This window comes from Streptomyces sp. NPDC030862 (assembly GCF_055571835.1).
In genome coordinates this window covers 136,234-154,500 of the sequence record NZ_JBVIEN010000002.1, presented here as the reverse complement: position 1 = coordinate 154,500, position 18,267 = coordinate 136,234, and the positions used below count along the sequence as shown (strand labels likewise).

The window sequence follows — 18,267 nt, the reverse complement described above, 5'->3', positions numbered from 1 at the left end:
TCGCCGGTCGTCAGCCCAGCCGGGGCTGAATCGTCTCGATGAAAACCTGCTGCTTCCGCTCGGGCGCGATGTGGCACGCCGAGCCCCGTCCCGCGGGCAGCAGCGGGCGTTCGGTCACGCAGCGGTCCCCCTCGACCAGGTCCCGGAACTCGCACCGCGGGTGGAACGGGCAGCCGGGCGGCGGGTTCAGCAGGCTCGGCGGAGAGCCGGGGATCGGGCGCAGCGGCTCGTTGACGTCTCCGGACAGGCGGGGCATGGAGCTGAGCAGACCCCAGGTGTACGGGTGCTGGGGCGCCTTGAGCACCTCGCGCACGGAACCGCGCTCCACGGCCCGGCCGGCGTACATCACCAGCAGGTCGTCGGCCATGTTGGCGACGACGCCGAGGTCGTGGGTGATCAGGATGATCGCGGAGCCGAACTCCTGCTGGAGGTCCTTGAGCAGGTCGAGGATCTGCGCCTGCACGGTCACGTCGAGGGCCGTGGTGGGCTCGTCGGCGATGAGCAGCGCGGGGTTGCAGACCAGCGACATGGCGATCATGGCGCGCTGGCGCATACCGCCGGAGAACTGGTGCGGGTAGTCGTCGACGCGCGTCTCGGGCGACGGGATGCCGACCTTGCCGAGCATCTCGATGGCCCGGTCGCGGGCCTCCTTCTTGCTGGCCCCGGTGTGCTTGCGGAACGGCTCCGAGATCTGGCGGCCGATCGTGTAGTACGGCGACAGGGCGGTCAGCGCGTCCTGGAAGATCATCGCCATCTTGTTGCCGCGCAGCGTCTCCAGCCGCTTGGTCGGGGCGTCGGTGATCTCCTCGCCGTCCAGCTCGATGGAGCCGGTGATCGTGGTGGAGCGCGGGTTGTGCAGGCCCAGGATGGACAGGTTGGTCACCGACTTGCCGGAGCCCGACTCGCCGACGATGCCCAGGGTCTTGCCCGGCTGGAGGTCGAAGGAGAGCCCGTCCACGGCCTTGACGATGCCGTCCTCGGTGGAGAACTGGACACGCAGGTCGCGCACCGACAGGAACGCGTCCGGCTCGGTCGGGGCCGGGGCGTCCTCGGTCTTGGTGAGTGTGGTCACGGTCGTTCTCCTAGGACAGACGCACGCGCGGGTCGATGATGGCGTACAAGGCGTCCACGATGATGTTGAACAGAAGGATGAGGGCGGCGCTGAAGACCATCACGCCCATGGTCAGCGGCAGGTCCTTGTCGACGACCGAGTCACGGGCGAGGCGGCCGATACCCGCCAGGCCGAAGGTGAGCTCCGTGACCATGGCGCCGCCGAACAACGCGCCCAGGTCCATGCCGAGGATGGTGACGATGGGGATGAGCGAGCCGCGCCACGCGTAACGGAAGAAGACGAAGCGGCCCGACATGCCCTTGGCGCGGGCGGCGCGGACGTGCTCCTCCTGGAGCTGCTCGATCATGGTCGAGCGGGCCATACGCGTGTAGTTGGCCGTGAAGATCACCGACATCACGAGCCAGGGGATCAGCAGGCCCATGAACCAGCCGCCGGGGCTCTCGCTGAACGGCACGTACTTCGGCTTGTTGAGCCAGCCCGTGCTGTAGACGAAGATGCCGAGCACCACCGGGCCGAGGAAGTAGATCTGCATCGAGGACAGCACCAGCGAGCCGCCGCTGAAGATCTTGTCGACGGCGGTGCCCCTGCGCCAGGCGGCGATCATGCCGGCGGCGAGGCCGACCGTCAGGAAGACGACGAGGCCGCCGAGCGAGAGCGACACCGTCAGCGGGAGACGGTCGATGATCGTGTCCCACACCATCTGCTGGTTGTCGAAGGAGACACCGAAGCAGGGGGCCGCGCAGTAGCCGACCGAGAACTCGCGTCCGGCGAAGATGCCGACCATGTACGCCCAGAACTGCACCGGCACAGGCTGGTCCAGGCCCAGGTTCTTGTGAATGATGGCCAGCGCGTCAGGCGTGCAGTTCTTGCCGCAGGCCAGCAGGGCGGGGTCCTGCGGGATGGCGAAGAACATGAAGAACGTGAAGGCGCTGATCAAGAAGAGGATCAGGACTGCGCCGAGCGTCCGGCGCAGAAGGAATCGAAGCATGGCTGGTCGCTGCTCTCAGGACGGCGGCTGTGAGGGGTCGTGCGGGGGCCGGGGTTTTCCGGGGGTGTGCGCTCCGCCGGGCACACACCCCCGGAAAACCGGCCTGCCTGAGCTGTCGTTACTTCTTCAGGTACAGGCGCGTGATGTCGATGACGCTCATCTCGTGCGAGTAGCGCGCACCGCCCACGTTGGAGCCCTGGATCTGCAGCGACTTGGTGAAGTACAGCGGAGCCGCGGGGTTGATGCGCTCCACGATGTCGTGGTGCAGCTCGGTCCACGCCTTCTGGGCCTCGGCCGGGTCCGTGATCTTCTTGATGCGGGCGATCTCGGCGTTCACCTTCGGGTCGTTGATGTGGGAGTACACCGACGAACCGTCCTGCAGCTGCGTACCGTCGAACAGCGGCGGGATGACCGTGGACATGGACGGCCAGTCCTGGCCCCAGCCGGTCATGTAGAGGTCGAGACCGTTGTCGACCTTGCCGACCTGCTCGTACCAGGTGGCGCCGTCGATCTCCTTCTTCTGGACGTCGAGACCGATCTTGGTGAGCGCGTTCTCGATGACCACGGCCTGCTGCTGACGCTTCGGCGTGTTGGCGTAGGCGTAGACGACCTTCTTGCCCTCGGCGCCCGCCTCCTTGATCAGCTTCTTGGCCTTCTCGACGTCACCGAGCGGCTTCTTCAGCTTGCCGAACGGGTCGTAGTCCTTCTCGAAGCCCGGCACGGTGGGGGCGATCAGGCCGGTGGCGATCTCGCCGCCGTACGCGCCGCCGTCAGGCTGGAAGACGTTCGCGTTCGGCATCGCCAGCGCGATGGCGTCGCGGACCTTCTTGTCCTTCATCCGGTCGAGGTTGAAGTTCAGCTGCCAGACGTAGGGCTGGTAGCCCTGAATGGTGCGCTTCTTCGCGTCCGGGTTGGAGATGACGTTGCGGACCTGGGTCGTGGCGACCGTGCCGGTCAGCTGGATGGCGTTCTGGGCCTCACCGCGGTCCGCGAGGATCGCCTTGGTCTGGGCCTCGTCGTCCAGGTTGAAGGCGATGTCGAAGCCGTCGACGTACTGGTGACGGACCGAGTCGGTCTTCGGGTCCCAGTGCGGGTTCTTGACGAGCTTCATCGACTTGCCCGGCTTGAACTCGGCGATCTTGTAGGGGCCGAGGGAGCTGGGGGCGGTGTCGTACTTCTCCTTGGTGTCGGCCTTCTGCGGCACGATGGAGTAGCCGACCATGGCCAGCGCCTGCGGGAGGTCCGCCTGCGGCTCCTTGAACTTGAAGACGACCGTCTTCGGGTCCGGCGTGGCGAGGACCGTGTCGGGCAGGTGCTTGCCCTTGTACGGGCCGTCGGGCAGGGCCTTGCGGTACGTGGTGCCCTCACCGGACAGCCAGTTCTGCAGGTAGACCGGGCCGTCGGTGACGAACGGCGCGTACAGGCGCTCGATGGTGTGGCGGACGTCGGCCGAGGTGATCTCGGTGCCGTTCTGGTCCTTCACACCGCTCTTGAGGGTGTAGGTCCAGGTCTTGCCGCCGTCGGTGGTCTTGCCGGAGTCGGTGGCGATGTCACCGACGACGGTGAGCTTGCCGTTGTCGTCCTCCTGGTACTGCGTCAGACCGCGGTGGAGGAGGCGGCCGAGGGCACGGCCGTCGCTCACGTAGGTCTGCGCCGGGTCCAGGTGGGAGAAGTCGTCCGTCTGGTAGACGTTGATCGTGCCGCCGGGCTTGGCGCCCGGGACCTCCGCCGCCGGGCCGGTCGACGCCTTGGCGTCACCGAAGGAGACGGCCGCGGCCTGCTTGGCCGCGTCCTCCTTGCTGTGTCCCTTGGACTGGGATTCGCCCTTGCCGTTGCCGTTGTTGCTGCTGCAACCGGTCAGCGCCAGCGAGCCGGCCGCCAGGACGACCACGGCAGCACGTGCCGCGCGCGTGCCAAAGATGCTCATGGTGATGAGTACCTATCTGTCAGTAGTGATCCAACTGTGCTGTCCGGGTACGCCGCAGGTGCGCGGCGAGGTGACAGCTATCCCGCTGGTATGACGTCAGCGACCGGACTTCGGGTCGAACGCGTCGCGTACCGAGTCACCGAGCAGGTTGAAGGCCACGACGAAGATGACCATGGCGACCCCGGGGAAGAACATGTACGCGGGGTCCTGCTCGTAGATGTCCGCACCGATGGCGAACATCCGGCCCCAGTCCGGAGTGGGCTCGACGAAGCCGACACCCACATAGGACAGGAAGGCCACCGACAGGATCGTGGCGGGCAGCATGAGCGTCGCCTGCACGAGAATCGGGGTGACCAAGTTGGGCAGCAGCTCCTTGCGGATGATCCGCCAGGGAGAAGCGCCCGCGATCTTCGCGGCCTCGACGAACTCCCGCTCGCGCAGGGAGAGGGTCGCGGCCCTGATCAGCCGTGACAGGCCCATCCAACCCAGGAAGGAGAGGACCACGATGATCGCGCCTGCGCGCAACGCCGTGGGCGTCTCCTCTTCGGGGTTGACGAACGCGGCCACGACGACGGGCATCGACGCGATGAAGAACAGCTGGCTGGGGAAACCGAGCAGGAAGTCGGTGAACCGCCCAAGCCAGAAGTCGACCTTCCCGCCGTAGTACCCGCCTACCAGGCCCATCACCACGCCGACGACGACCATGAGGATCGTCGCGGCCAGAGCCGTGTAGATGGACGTACGCATGCCGTAGAGCAGCTGCGTGAACACGTCACGGCCCAGGATGGGCTCGATACCGAACCAGAACTCGCCGGACATACCGCCGAACGACCCGGTCGGGATGGAGAACTCGTCGAGGAGTCCGATGGTCTCCTGCCCGTAGAGGGTGTACGGGTTCTTGCCGTACACCTTCGCGATGAGCGGGGCGAGGAGAGCGATGACGAAGAAGAAGATGACGATCACAGCGGAGACGACTCCGGTGCGGTCACGCTTGAATCGACGCCACATCAACTGCCCGGGAGAGAGCCCGGCGGGGTCCTTGGCCGACGACGCCTCGTCCTTCGACGGGGCAACTACTTCCAAGACGGCGGACGCTTCAGCGCCCTCGGTCTGCGCTGGACTTGTCACGGTCGTTCCGCCCCCGTGGGGATCACTACCGCAGACACGACCCGATCGGTGCTTATGGCACCACGCATGGGGTCCTCCTCATGAGTTCACTTGTTACCGCAACAGGGATACGCGGCATCCCGCCGACACCCCTGACGGCGAGATCCCCAAGTACCCCGGTGTGCTCGTGAGTCGGCGCACTCCCCACAGTGCGTGACCCATTGACCCGAGCTCAATGGAGCCAACTATTAAGTACAGCCGGGCCGTAAACCACACTTAAAGGGTCTCGTTTTGACAACATCGCCAAGACCCCGAAGCCCGAAATCCGGACAAAGTGAGTCCAGACAGACACCCGCGAAACGGACCGTTAGACCACGTTCCGGAGAGCGACGGTCGATATGCGGACGCTTCGGCAGGGAAAAGGCATTGACGCGGGCGCGTCCGCAGCCCTAGGACTCGTCCGGAGGGCCCCTCTCCGGTCCGCTCCCGCCCTCCGCCCCATCTTCCCGGCCCGGGAACGCCGAACGGCCGCCGGGGTCGAAACCCCAACGGCCGTTCGGTACAAGGACGTACGGCTCAGCCGTACCGCGGCTCGGTCAGCCGTGCTTGGCGCGCGAGGCGGCGCGGGCGCGCTCGCGCTGGTCCAGGTTCACCTTGCGGATGCGGACGGCCTCCGGCGTCACCTCGACGCACTCGTCGTCGCGGCAGAACTCCAGCGACTGCTCCAGCGAGAGCTTGCGCGGCGGGACGATCGCCTCGAAGGAGTCGGCCGAGGACGACCGCATGTTGGTGAGCTTCTTCTCCTTGGTGATGTTGACGTCCATGTCGTCGGAGCGGGAGTTCTCACCGACGATCATGCCCTCGTACACCTCGGTGCCCGGCTCCACGAAGAGGACGCCGCGCTCCTGGAGGTTGGTCATCGCGAAGGCGGTGACCGCGCCGGAGCGGTCGGCCACCAGCGAACCGTTGTTACGGGTCTGCAGGGTGCCGAACCACGGCTCGTGGCCCTCGTGGATGGAGTGGGCGATGCCCGTGCCGCGCGTCTGGGTCAGGAACTCGGTACGGAAGCCGATGAGGCCGCGGGACGGCACGACGAACTCCATGCGCACCCAGCCGGAGCCGTGGTTGGACATGTTGTCCATGCGGCCCTTGCGGACGCCCATGAGCTGCGTGACGGCGCCCATGTGCTCCTCGGGCACGTCGATGGTCATGCGCTCGACGGGCTCGTGGACCTTGCCGTCGATCTCCTTGGTGACCACCTGCGGCTTGCCGATGGTCAGCTCGAAGCCCTCACGGCGCATCTGCTCGACCAGGATGGCCAGCGCCAGCTCACCGCGGCCCTGCACCTCCCAGGCGTCGGGGCGCTCGGTGTCCAGGACGCGCAGCGAGACGTTACCGATGAGCTCGCGGTCCAGGCGGTCCTTCACCTGGCGGGCGGTGACCTTGCGGTCCTTGACGGCGGCCTTGTTGTCGGCGCCCTTGCCGGTGGCACCGCGGCCGACCAGCGGCGAGGTGTTCGTACCGATGACCATCGAGATCGCCGGCTCGTCGACCGTGATCAGCGGCAGCGCGATCGGGTTCTCCGGGTCGGCCAGCGTCTCGCCGATCATGATGTCGGGGATACCGGCGACGGCGCAGATGTCACCGGGGCCCGCCACCTCGGCCGGCTTGCGGGTGAGCGCCTCGGTCATCATCAGCTCGGTGATGCGGACGTTCGAGATCGAGCCGTCACGCTTGATCCACGCGACCGTCTGGCCCTTGCGCAGCTCGCCCTGCTCGACGCGGAGCAGCGCGATGCGGCCGAGGAAGTTGTCGGCGTCGAGGTTGGTGACGTGGGCCTGGAGGGGGGCCTCCTCGTCGTACACCGGGGCCGGGATGTGCTCCAGGATGGTGGAGAAGAACGGCTCCAGGTTGGTGGAGTCGGCCGGGACGGTGCCGTCCTCCGGCTTGGTCAGCGAGGCGATGCCGTCGCGGCCGCAGGCGTAGACGATCGGGAACTCGATCTGCTCCTCGTCCGCGTCCAGGTCCAGGAAGAGGTCGTACGTCTCGTTGACGACCTCGTCGATGCGGGAGTCCGGGCGGTCCGTCTTGTTGATGCAGAGGATGACCGGCATCCGGCGCTGGAGGGCCTTGCGGAGCACGAAGCGGGTCTGCGGCAGCGGACCCTCGGAGGCGTCCACCAGCAGCACCACGCCGTCCACCATCGACAGACCGCGCTCGACCTCGCCGCCGAAGTCGGCGTGGCCGGGGGTGTCGATGATGTTGATGGTGATGGGCGCCCCGCCGTCCTTGGGGTGGTACTTCACCGCCGTGTTCTTGGCGAGGATCGTGATGCCCTTCTCACGCTCCAGGTCATTCGAGTCCATCATGCGGTCGTCGACCGAGTCGAGCTGGTGCGCGGCGAAGGCACCGGCCTGCTTGAGCATGGCGTCGACGATGGTCGTCTTGCCGTGGTCGACGTGGGCGACGATGGCGACGTTACGGATGTCGTGGCGCGTGGGCATAAGTGGCTGGCGCTTCTCTCAAAATCGTGGGTGCGGCGTCTCTTGGTCCTCGTACGCCCGCCGGGCGGTCGCGCCACGGCTGTGTTCCATGGTACGGGGCACACGCGGAAGCGGCTTCCCGGCCCATTCGGGAAGCGCGAACATGTGTCTGGTGGAGCTGGTGTGCGGCACTGGGGGGTGCTGGTGAGGAGGGCCTGCGGGGGCCGGACGTGAGCTTGCCCACCGGGGTGTCCGGTGGGCAAGCGACTTGAGCGGATTCTGAGCTTGACCTGCTCTTTACACAGTCGGTGTACGCGGCGTCGTCACTTCCGCCGGAAGCCGATGTCCTCGTAGCGGGGCGTCGCGAAGCCGAAGGCCCCGGCGTTGACCACGTGCGGCCGGGCCGCGACCAGCTGGGGCCGCTGGTAGAGCGGGATGGAGCCGGCCGCGGCCCAGATCCGGGCGTCGGCCTGCTTCACCAGCTCCCGCGCCGCCTTCTCGTCGAGCTCGGCGGCCGCCTGGTCGAAGAGCTGGTCGATGTGGTCCGTGCCGACCCGGGTGTAGTTCTGCTCCACGAGCAGGGACCCGTCCGTGGCCGGCTGCGGCTTGGCGAAGATCGGCCGCCCGTCGGTCGCCGGGTAGGCGGTGGCGGGCCAGGAGTAGAGGGCGAGGTCGTAGTCGCCGGCGGCGATGTGGTCCTTGAAGTAGCTCTCGTCGGAGACCTTGACGATGTGGGTGCGGATCCCGATCCGGTCCAGCATCCCGGTGATCTTGGCGCCGACGGTCCGCAGCGCCTCCGAGCCGGGCCCGGACGGCAGGACGAACCGCAGGGTCAGCTCCTTGCCGTCCTTGCCGAGCGGCCCGCCCGCCGCCTTCGCGGACGGCGAGGCGGGCCCGGGCGCGGCGGTGCCGCGCGGGGCGTACGCGCCGGGGACGCCGCCCTTCGCCTTGTCGGCCTGGTCGGAGGTGTCCGCCTTGCCGGGGTTCTCGGCGTCGTCGGTCCCGCCGACGGCGGCCGCCTGTCGCAGCAGCGCGCCCCGGACCGCCTCGACGGGGGCGGGGGCCAGGATGTGGGTGCCGTCGTCGCCGCGGGGCGACTTGTCGTCGCCCACGATGTAGAGGCCGTCGTTCGAGGGCCGGTCCGGGGCGCCCTGGGTGTGCGCGGCCGTGCGGGCTCCCGGCAGGGACGCGGCGCGCGGCGTGCCCGGGGATGCCTCGGCGCCCGCCTTCGTACCGTCCTTCGGCGCGGCGGGCCTGCGGGCCGCGCCGCCCGGGGTCCAGCCCGCGTCCGCCAGCAGCGCCTGGGCCTCCTCGGTGTCCTGCTCGCCCAGGGCGCCGCTGCTGTCCGCGTACGCCCACTGGCCCGCCAGTGCGAGGTGGCTGCCGACCGGGTGCGCGGGCAGCCCCAGCGGCTTCAGCACGGCCTCGGCGAGCTCCCGCCGGTCCAGCGCCCGGGCCACGGCCCGGCGCACCCGCTCGTCCGCGAGGGGCCCGGACTCGCCGTTCAGCGCGAGCTGGGTGTAGGCGGGCTCCAGCGACTTGCGGACGGTGAAGCCGCGCAGCGCCTCGCGCTCGGCGGCCTGCGCCGCGGCCGCCTGCCGCTCCTTGAGGCGCGCCGCCTGGGCTCGCGCGGCCGTGACCTCGTCGGAGCCGTACGCCAGCGCCCAGGACTTCAGCGCGGCGGACGGCGGGAGGGCGGCGGACGCGGGGCCCGCGGCGGCCGGCGGGCCTGCGGCGGCCGCGGCGCCGGCCGCGCCCTCCTTGCCGCCCTTGCCCTCCTTCGCCGCGAGCGCGATCCGGTCGGCCGTCGCACGGTCGATCTCGGCCAGGTCCACCGCCCCGGCGGCGAGCGCGGCGGCGCGCCCGGTGCGCGGGACGGCGCGCAGCACGAGCGTGTCGAGCTTGGCGGGCTTTCCCCACCAGCGCGTGTTGCGTACGAGGGTGACCGTGCCGGCGTCGGTGTCGACGGCCTTCAGGCGGAAGGGTCCGGCGGAGGTGGGGAGCCGCGTCCGGGCGCCGTCGTTGAAGGTGTCCGGCTTGCCCGTGACGTCCTTGGGGTAGAGCGGCGTGAACAGGGCGCGCCAGTCGGCGTACGGCTTGTTGAAGGTGACCCGCACCTCCAGGTCGCTCGCGCCGCGCTCGATCTTCTCGATGCGTTCGTACCCGGCGTTGCGGGCGGTCCAGTACGCGGAGTCCTTGCCGCTGAGCGCGCGCCACTGGGCTGCGAAGTCGGGGGCCCCGATCTCGCGGCCGTCGCTCCAGACCGCCTGCTGGTGGAGCTTGTAGAGGACGACCTGCTTGGGCTCGGTCTCGATGATCTCGGCCGATTCGAGGTAGTCGGGGTTGCGCTGCGGGCGGCCGCGGTCGTCGAGGGTGAAGAGGGCGGGCAGCACGGCCCCGGCGATGCGGGAGGTGGTGGCGTCGGCGTCGGCCTGGAAGGCGTTGAGCGTGGCCGGCACGGTGTCGACGGCCCAGCGCAGCGTCCCGCCGTCGGCGATCCGGTCGCGCGCGGCGGGGGCGATGTCCTGGGGGACGGGCCGCGCGGTGCTCTCCTCGTCGCCGGAGGCGCATCCGGTCAGGGTGAGGACGGAGGCGGCGATGACGCCCCCGGTGAGGAGGGCGACGGACCGGAGAGGAGCGCCGAGGTGGGACATGTCTTATACCTCTTCGTCCTGTTTTGTGGAATTTAGAGATGATCAGACCTATTGCCCCTACACTGAAAACCACACGGCCGGGCCCGCGGCGGCGACACGGCGGCACTGCTCGCGAAATGCCACCCGGGCGGCCCAACGGTGCCTCCAGAAGAGTGGAATCCGTGCACGCGGCTTCCCAACGGGCGATGTGACGCGCAACACTCGCAGGCGCGTGTTTGCCACCCCTTTGCCACCCCCGCGAGAGCGAAGTGAGGGTAATCCATGGCACTTCAGGACGATTTGACCGAGGTCAAGCGGAATCTCGAAGAGCTCGCCCGTTCGATCATCCGGCTGGAGCAGAACCTCACGCAGCAGCGCGAGGGGACGCCGGCGGCCGTCGGCCGGCCGGAGGGCCTGGTGACCATCTCGGACGACCCGTACGACTCGTCCCTCTGGATCGACACGGACGACGAGGGTCTGGGCGCCCGGGGCCGGCGCGCCCCCTGACGGGACCGGGGGTCGGCACACTCGCCCACCACTGGCCCGTCCTAGGAGACCCCGTTGGCCACAGGGACCCAACAACCACACACCGAACCGGCGGCCCCCTCGCGCACCGGCGTGCACAGCGCCACCCGCGCCGCCATCGCGCCCCGCCACCTCCGCACCGACCGCTGGTGGCTCGCACCGGCCGCCACGGCCGCCGGACTCCTGGCGTTCATCGTCTACTCCACCTGGCGCGCCTTCGCCAACAGCGACTACTACGCCGCCCCGTACGTCTCGCCGTTCTACTCGCCGTGCCTCGCCGAGAACTGCGCGCCGATGAAGGACGGCCCCAACTGGGAGATCTTCGGCAGCTGGTGGGGCCTCTCCCCCGCCCTGCTGATCCTGATCTTCCCGCTGGGCTTCCGGCTGACCTGCTACTACTACCGCAAGGCGTACTACCGGGGCTTCTGGGCGTCGCCCCCGGCGTGCGCGGTCGCCGAGCCGCACAAGAAGTACACCGGCGAGACCCGCTTCCCGCTGATCCTGCAGAACATCCACCGGTACTTCTTCTACGCCGCGCTGCCGGTCGCCGGGATCCTCACGTACGACACCGTGCTCGCCTTCCGCGACGCGTCGTACGCGTGGGGGCACATGGGCCTGGGGACGCTGGTCTTCCTCGTCAACATCGCGCTGATCTGGGCGTACACCCTCTCCTGCCACTCCTGCCGGCACATCGTCGGCGGCCGGCTGAAGCACTTCTCGAAGCATCCGGTGCGCTACCGGCTGTGGGGCTGGGTCGGCAAGCTGAACGCCCGTCACATGCAGCTGGCCTGGGCGTCGCTGCTGAGCGTCGCGCTCGCCGACTTCTACGTGTACCTGCTCGCCACGGGCGCTTTCGAGGATCCGAGGTTTTTCTGATGACGCAAGCGGAACGGCAGCAGTGGGACGTCGTCGTGGTCGGCGCCGGCGGGGCGGGGCTGCGGGCCGCCATCGAGGCGCGCGAGCGGGGCGCCCGTACGGCCGTGGTCTGCAAGTCGCTGTTCGGCAAGGCCCACACCGTGATGGCGGAGGGCGGCATCGCCGCCTCCATGGGCAACGCCAACGCCGGTGACAACTGGCAGGTGCACTTCCGCGACACCATGCGCGGCGGCAAGTTCCTCAACCAGTGGCGCATGGCCGAGCTGCACGCGCGCGAGGCCCCCGACCGGGTGTGGGAGCTGGAGACCTGGGGCGCGCTCTTCGACCGCACCAAGGACGGCCGGATCTCGCAGCGCAACTTCGGCGGCCACGAATACCCGCGCCTCGCGCACGTCGGCGACCGGACCGGCCTGGAGCTCATCCGTACGCTCCAGCAGAAGATCGTCTCCCTCCAGCAGGAGGACAAGGAGCGCTTCGGGGACTACGAGGCACGACTGAAGGTCTTCCAGGAGTGCACGGTCACCCGCGTCCTCAAGGAGGACGGCCGCGTCTCCGGGGCGTTCTGTTACGAGCGCGAGTCCGGCCGCTTCTTCGTCCTGGAGGCCCCGTCCGTGGTCCTCGCGACCGGCGGCATCGGCAAGTCCTTCAAGGTCACCTCGAACTCCTGGGAGTACACCGGCGACGGCCACGCGCTGGCGCTGCTGGCGGGCGCGCCGCTGGTGAACATGGAGTTCGTCCAGTTCCACCCCACCGGCATGGTCTGGCCGCCCTCCGTGAAGGGCATCCTCGTCACCGAGTCCGTACGCGGCGACGGCGGCGTGCTGCGCAACAGCGACGGCAAGCGGTTCATGTTCGACTACGTCCCGGACGTCTTCAAGGAGAAGTACGCCGAGTCGGAGGAGGAGGGCGACCGCTGGTACGAGGACCCGGACAACAACCGGCGTCCGCCCGAGCTGCTCCCCCGTGACGAGGTCGCCCGCGCGATCAACGCCGAGGTGAAGGCGGGGCGCGGCTCCCCGCACGGCGGGGTGTTCCTCGACGTGTCGACGCGCATGCCGGCCGAGACCATCAAGCGGCGGCTGCCGTCGATGTACCACCAGTTCAAGGAGCTGGCGGACGTCGACATCACCGCCGAACCGATGGAGGTCGGCCCGACCTGCCACTACGTGATGGGCGGCGTGGCCGTCGACTCGGACACGGCCGCGGCGGTCGGCGTCCCCGGCCTGTTCGCCGCCGGCGAGGTCGCGGGCGGCATGCACGGCTCCAACCGGCTCGGCGGGAACTCCCTCTCCGACCTGCTGGTCTTCGGCCGCCGGGCCGGGCTGTACGCGGCGGAGTACGCGGCCGGCCTGGGCGAGCGCCCGCAGGTGGACACCGCGCAGGTGGACGCGGCGGCGGCCGAGGCGCTGCGGCCGTTCGGCACCGAGTCCGGCGCCGGGGGCCTGGAGCCCGGCGAGGTGCCGGAGAACCCGTACACGCTCCACCAGGAGCTCCAGCAGACGATGAACGACCTCGTCGGCATCATCCGCCGCGAGGAGGAGATGGCGCAGGCCCTGCGCACCCTCGCCGAGCTGCACCGGCGGGCCCGGCGGGCGGTCGTCGAGGGCCACCGGCAGTTCAACCCCGGCTGGCACCTCGCCCTGGACCTGCGCAACATGCTGCTGGTCAGCGAGTGCGTGGCGCGCGCGGCGCTGGAGCGCCGGGAGAGCCGCGGCGGCCACACCCGGGAGGACTGCCCGGGCATGGACCGCGAGTGGCGGCGGATCAACCTGCTGTGCAAGCTCGCGGCGCCGGACTCCGCGCGCGGGCGGATCACCCTGGAACGCACGACGACCGAGCCCATCCGTACCGACCTGCTCGCCCTCTTCGACAAGGAGGAGCTGGTCAAGTACCTCGCCGAAGAGGAGCTCTACGAGTGACCACGTACGACGCGAGCTTCCGGGTGTGGCGGGGCGACACGGCCGGCGGCGGTCTGAAGGACTTCACCGTCGAGGTCAACGACGGCGAGGTCGTGCTCGACATCATCCACCGGCTCCAGGCCACCCAGGCCCCGGACCTGGCGGTGCGGTGGAACTGCAAGGCGGGCAAGTGCGGCTCGTGCAGTGCGGAGATCAACGGACGTCCGCGGCTGATGTGCATGACGCGCATGTCGACCTTCTCGCAGGACGAGACGATCACGGTGACGCCGCTGCGGGCCTTCCCCGTGGTGCGGGACCTGGTGACGGACGTGTCCTTCAACTACGAGAAGGCGCGCGAGGTGCCGTCGTTCGTGCCGCCGCAGGGGCTGGCGCCGGGCGAGTACCGGATGCAGCAGGTGGACGTGGACCGTCCGCAGGAGTTCCGCAAGTGCATCGAGTGCTTCCTGTGCCAGGACACCTGCCATGTGGTGCGCGACCACGAGGAGAACAAGACGGCCTTCGCCGGGCCGCGCTTCCTGATGCGGATCGCGGAGCTCGACATGCACCCGCTGGACGGGGCGGCCGACAGCGGGCTGGACCGCAAGGCGACGGCGCAGGACGAGCACGGACTGGGCTACTGCAACATCACCAAGTGCTGCACCGAGGTCTGCCCCGAGGGCATCAAGATCACGGACAACGCCCTGATCCCGCTGAAGGAGCGGGCCGTGGACCGCAAGTACGACCCGCTGGTGTGGCTCGGCAACAAGATCGGCCGACGTCCGGTCGCGAAGCCCCAGAAGGGGACATAGCCTCACAGGTGTGACGCTGGGTACCGGCCTCCCGTACGCGTACGGGAGGCCGGTGTCATCGAGGAGAGGTGCCATGACCACCAAGCAGACCGTCCTCGGCCGGGTGGCCCAGCTGGCGAAGGCCGACGTCAACGCCCTGCTGGACCAGGCGGAGGACCCGCGGCGGATGCTGGACGAGCTGATCCGCGACTACTCCACGCACATCGCCGAGGCCGAGCGGGCGGTGGAGAGCACCCTCGACGGCCTGCGGCTGCTGGAGCAGGACCACGGCGAGGACGTCACGGCGGCCCACGAGTGGGGCGTCAAGGCCCGCGAGGCGAGCCGCAAGGCGGACGACCTGCGCAGGGAGAACCGCGGCGGCCTCGCGGACAAGTTCGACACCCTCGCGAAGGTGGCCCTCGGCCACCAGCTCCAGGCCGAGGAGGACGCACGGGCCGCCGAGCCGACGATCACGGCCCAGCGGGAGCTCGTGGCGACGCTGCGGGACGGCCTGGAGCGGATGCGGCAGAAGCTGACGGAGCTCGAAGGGGTACGGACGGACGCGACCGCCGTCAGCCGTACGCCGAAGCTGGACGTGGTCCGCTCGATCGACGTCCTCGACCCCACGAGCGAGCTGAGCCGCTTCGACGACAAGGTCCGCCGGGAGGAGGCCAAGGCGCTGGGCAAGCAGGAGCTCGCGGCGTCGTCCCTGGACGGCCTCTTCGAACGGCTGGACCTGCCCGACCTCGCCATCCGCCGCACGGAGATCGAGGCGCGGCTGGCGGCGCTGAAGGCGGCGGCCTGACGCCTCCTTCCCGGGTCAGAACATGCTCAGGAGCTGGTCGACCGTCGGTTCCGAGGGGCTCGTGCCCGACGGGAGCGGGAGGTCGAACCAGACCGTCTTGCCGCGCGGTGTGCGCCGTGAGCCCCAGGAGGTGCTGAGCAGGCCGACGAGCTGGAGGCCCCGGCCGCCCTCGTCGGTGTCGCGGGCGCGGCGGCGGCGCGGCTGGACCAGACCCGCGTCCCACACCTCGCACACCAGGGTGCGGTCGCGCAGCAGGCGCAGGCGGATCTCGCCCTCGCCGTACCGCAGGGCGTTGGTGACCAGCTCGCTGACGAGCAGCTCCACGGTGTCGACGAGCGGCTCCAGCTCCCAGGCGGTCAGCTGGGCGCGGGCCAGCTCGCGGGCGCGGCCGACGGAGCGCGGCTCGCGCGGCAGGCGCCAGTCGCCGACCGCCTCGGCGGGCAGGCCCTGGACGCGGGCCATGAGCAGGGCGATGTCGTCCTCGCCGTGGCGGGTGTCCAGGGTGGTGAGGACGTGGTCGCAGACGTCCTCCAGCGGGCGCTCCGGGTCGGTCAGCGCGCTGCGGAAGGCCCGCAGGCCCTCGTCGAGCGGATGGTCGCGGGACTCGACGAGCCCGTCGGTGTAGAGGGCCAGCAGCGCGCCCTCGGGGAGCTCGATCTCGACCTCCTCGAAGGGCTCGCCGCCGACGCCGACGCCCAGCGGCATGCCGGGCGGTACGTCGAGGAGGAGCGCCTCCTCGCCCTGTTCGACCAGCACCGGCGGGAGGTGGCCGGCGTTGGCGAACGTACAGCGGCGGGTGACGGCGTCGTACACGGCGTACACGCAGGTGGCGAGGTAGACCTCGGAGCGTTCCGCCGTGCCGCGGCCGGCGCGGCCGGCACCGGTGGGGGTGCCGAGGCCGCGGGCGATCTCGTCGAGGTGGGAGAGGACCTCGGCCGGCTCCAGGTCGAGCTGCGCCAGGGTGCGCACGGCCGTGCGCAGTTCGCCCATCGCGACGGCGGCGCGCAGTCCGCGGCCCATGACGTCGCCGACGACGAGCGCGGTGCGGTGCCCGGGCAGTTCGATGACGTCGAACCAGTCGCCGCCGACCTCGGTGGCGGTGTTGCCGGGCAGGTAACGGCAGGCGATGTCGAGGCCGGCGGCCTCGGGGTCGCCGGGGGGCAGCAGGCTGCGCTGGAGGATCAGCGCGCGCTCGTGCTCGCGGCGGTAGAGCCGGGCGTTGTCGATGCAGACGGCGGCGCGGGCGGCGAGCTCGACGGCGAGGGCCCGGTCGCGTTCACCGAAGGGCTCGCTGCCCTTCGTACGGGAGAACTGGACCAGTCCGACGACGGTGTCGTGCGCGACCATCGGCACCACGAGGGTGGACTGGACGAGGCTGCCGTCGGCGGGCGGCAGGGTCTGCGGGCGGCCGGTGCGCAGGGCGGTCGCGCACGGTGAGTTGAAGGGGTAGCGGTGGACGGCGCCGACGTCGATGGGCGCGGTGTCGCAGCAGCCGGGTGCCTGGGCGGGGTTGACGCTCGGGCTGACCAGCGGGGTGTCCGAGACGGCGCTCGCGAAGGCGACGCGACGCAGGTCGGCGCCCCCGTCGGCGGCGCGGCCGGGCGGGGCCTCGTCGCCGGTGAGCAGCCCCTGGTAGAGGTCGACGGAGGCGAGGTCGCAGAAGCCGGGGACGGCGACGTCGAGGAGCTCGCGGGCGGTGGTCTCCAGGTCGAGGCTGTTGCCGATGCGGGCGCTGGCCTCGTTGAGGAGGGCGAGGTTGCGGCGGGCGCTGGCGGCCTCGCGGGCGGCGATCTGGCGGCGGGTGACGTCGGTGCCGAGGCCGGCGACCCCGATGGGGCGGCCGGTGCCGCTGTGCACCCGGTAGAGGTTGATCGACCAGTGGCGGTGCTCGTTTCCGCCGGGCACGGAGCCGGTCAGCTGGAGGTCGGTGACGGCCTCGCCGGTCTGCAGGACGCGCTTGAGCGCGGCGGTCATCCGCTCCGCCTCGGGGCGCGGGAGGTAGTCGTGGACGGTGCGGCCCCGGTGGTCGTCGACGGAGCCGCCGAAGACGGTGGCGAAGCGGCGGTTGGCGCGCTGGACCGTCAGGTCGGTACCGAAGAGGAGAAACCCGAAAGGCGATTGACCGAAAATCGCCTGTGACGCGGCGAGATCGGTCTCGATCCGTCGGAGGGCGCGGACGTCGACGACGATGCACAGCGCGCCCCGCTCGCCGTCCGCGGTCTCGCTCGGCATCACGTACAGCTCGGCTATGCCGCGCGTGACGCGCTCACCGGGGATGCGGAAGGGGACGAGACCCGTCCACTCCTTGCCGTCGAGGATCTCGGCGACCTTGCGGTGACCGCGTGCCCGCAGGTCGGGGGGCATGAAGGCCTCGACCGGGTCCTTCCCCCTGACCTCGCGGGCCGGGATGCCGAACAGCTCGGCGGCGCGAAGGCTCCACTGATCGACCAGGCCGTCGGGGCCTATCGAGAAGGACGCGACTCTGATGTAGTCGTAGATCGAGCCGGGCGGGCTGCTCTGCCACATGACGCCGCTCGCCGTCTCAGGTATCTCGCTCACGCGACCGTCCCCTCCAGCTCACCGCACCGGACCGGCCATTCCCGCAGTATTCAGCACTACGGCCCCCGTCGGCACGCCGTTCACGATCACAGGGTGGTCTCGGTCGTTTTGAGCCTGCCCGAAAAGTGATCGTCCCTTCACTCTTCTAACCAGGCAGGGCCAGCTCGAACCACACGGTCTTGCCCGCGCGACCGCGGCGGGTCCCCCAGCGCCGGGCGGAACAAGCCACCAGCTGAAGCCCGCGGCCGCCTTCCTCGTCGGGGCCGGCGGACCGCGTCAGGGGCGGATCCGGAAGCGGATCGGAGACCTCCACGGTGAGGGTGGGGGCCCCGTCCCCGTGCGGCGGCCGGCTCAGCCGGACCCCGATGGGCCCGGCGGCGTACCGCATGGAATTGGTCACCAGCTCGCTCACCAGCAGCACCGTCACGTCTCCGACGGCCGCCTCCAGGTCCCAGCCACGCAGCGTCTCGCGCACGGCGTGCCGGGCGGTCCGTACGGCGTCGAGCTCGGCCGGGAAGGTCCACTCGGCGACGGACTCGCCTTTGGTGTCGATCACGCCGACCACTTCCCAGAGCGAGGCAGACCCACGTCCATTTTTGGGGGGTT

Annotated in this window: 13 protein-coding genes; 5 read left to right on the top strand and 8 right to left on the bottom strand. The window is 70.0% G+C overall.

From position 1 onward, the window contains the following. Window positions 1-10: 10 nt before the first annotated feature. From ACZ42X_RS04955 to ACZ42X_RS04930, 6 genes are all read right to left on the bottom strand, one after another. Window positions 11-1,072, bottom strand: coding sequence for an ABC transporter ATP-binding protein (locus ACZ42X_RS04955; RefSeq protein ID WP_468284401.1), 1,062 nt, complete (start codon window positions 1,070-1,072; stop codon window positions 11-13). 10 nt (window positions 1,073-1,082) lie between these two features. Next, window positions 1,083-2,060: an ABC transporter permease gene (locus ACZ42X_RS04950; RefSeq protein ID WP_468284399.1), complete on the bottom strand. Its 978-nt coding sequence runs from the start codon at window positions 2,058-2,060 to the stop codon at window positions 1,083-1,085. A gap of 118 nt (window positions 2,061-2,178) precedes the next feature. Beyond that, entirely contained in the window at window positions 2,179-3,987 is a 1,809-nt protein-coding gene (locus ACZ42X_RS04945) for an ABC transporter substrate-binding protein (protein WP_468284398.1), read from the bottom strand. A 96-nt stretch (window positions 3,988-4,083) separates the two neighbouring features. Beyond that, the gene (locus ACZ42X_RS04940; protein WP_468284397.1) at window positions 4,084-5,070 is read right to left on the bottom strand and encodes an ABC transporter permease; all 987 of its coding nucleotides are present in this window, start codon (window positions 5,068-5,070) and stop codon (window positions 4,084-4,086) included. A gap of 620 nt (window positions 5,071-5,690) precedes the next feature. Then, complete coding sequence (typA, locus tag ACZ42X_RS04935; RefSeq protein ID WP_356643115.1) at window positions 5,691-7,598, bottom strand: translational GTPase TypA; 1,908 nt, start codon at window positions 7,596-7,598, stop codon at window positions 5,691-5,693. A gap of 302 nt (window positions 7,599-7,900) precedes the next feature. Continuing rightward, window positions 7,901-10,231: an ABC transporter family substrate-binding protein gene (locus ACZ42X_RS04930; protein WP_468284396.1), complete on the bottom strand. Its 2,331-nt coding sequence runs from the start codon at window positions 10,229-10,231 to the stop codon at window positions 7,901-7,903. Between the two features lie 261 nt (window positions 10,232-10,492). Between ACZ42X_RS04930 and ACZ42X_RS04925 the strand changes: the two genes are divergently transcribed. The 5 genes from ACZ42X_RS04925 (at window position 10,493) to ACZ42X_RS04905 (ending at window position 15,102) form a co-directional block, all read left to right on the top strand. Continuing rightward, window positions 10,493-10,717, top strand: a complete 225-nt coding sequence (locus ACZ42X_RS04925) for a hypothetical protein (RefSeq protein ID WP_468284395.1) — start codon at window positions 10,493-10,495, stop codon at window positions 10,715-10,717. Between the two features lie 54 nt (window positions 10,718-10,771). Next, complete coding sequence (locus tag ACZ42X_RS04920) at window positions 10,772-11,611, top strand: hypothetical protein (protein WP_468284394.1); 840 nt, start codon at window positions 10,772-10,774, stop codon at window positions 11,609-11,611. Next, a complete protein-coding gene (locus ACZ42X_RS04915; protein WP_468284393.1) occupies window positions 11,611-13,530 on the top strand; it encodes a fumarate reductase/succinate dehydrogenase flavoprotein subunit in 1,920 nt (639 codons plus the stop codon). Before ACZ42X_RS04920 ends, ACZ42X_RS04915 begins: the two co-directional genes overlap by 1 nt. Then, complete coding sequence (locus tag ACZ42X_RS04910) at window positions 13,527-14,318, top strand: succinate dehydrogenase/fumarate reductase iron-sulfur subunit (protein ID WP_468284392.1); 792 nt, start codon at window positions 13,527-13,529, stop codon at window positions 14,316-14,318. The genes ACZ42X_RS04915 and ACZ42X_RS04910 overlap by 4 nt, the downstream gene beginning before the upstream one ends. A 73-nt stretch (window positions 14,319-14,391) precedes the next feature. Further along, a complete protein-coding gene (locus tag ACZ42X_RS04905) occupies window positions 14,392-15,102 on the top strand; it encodes a PspA/IM30 family protein (RefSeq protein WP_468284390.1) in 711 nt (236 codons plus the stop codon). Between the two features lie 15 nt (window positions 15,103-15,117). On the opposite strand, the gene ACZ42X_RS04900 is transcribed toward ACZ42X_RS04905, so the two are convergent. Then, on the bottom strand, window positions 15,118-17,628 hold the full coding sequence (locus ACZ42X_RS04900; RefSeq protein ID WP_468285580.1) for a SpoIIE family protein phosphatase: 2,511 nt from the start codon (window positions 17,626-17,628) through the stop codon (window positions 15,118-15,120). Window positions 17,629-17,806: 178 nt separating this feature from the next. Continuing rightward, the gene (locus ACZ42X_RS04895) at window positions 17,807-18,226 is read right to left on the bottom strand and encodes an ATP-binding protein (RefSeq protein ID WP_468284388.1); all 420 of its coding nucleotides are present in this window, start codon (window positions 18,224-18,226) and stop codon (window positions 17,807-17,809) included. Window positions 18,227-18,267 lie beyond the last annotated feature (41 nt).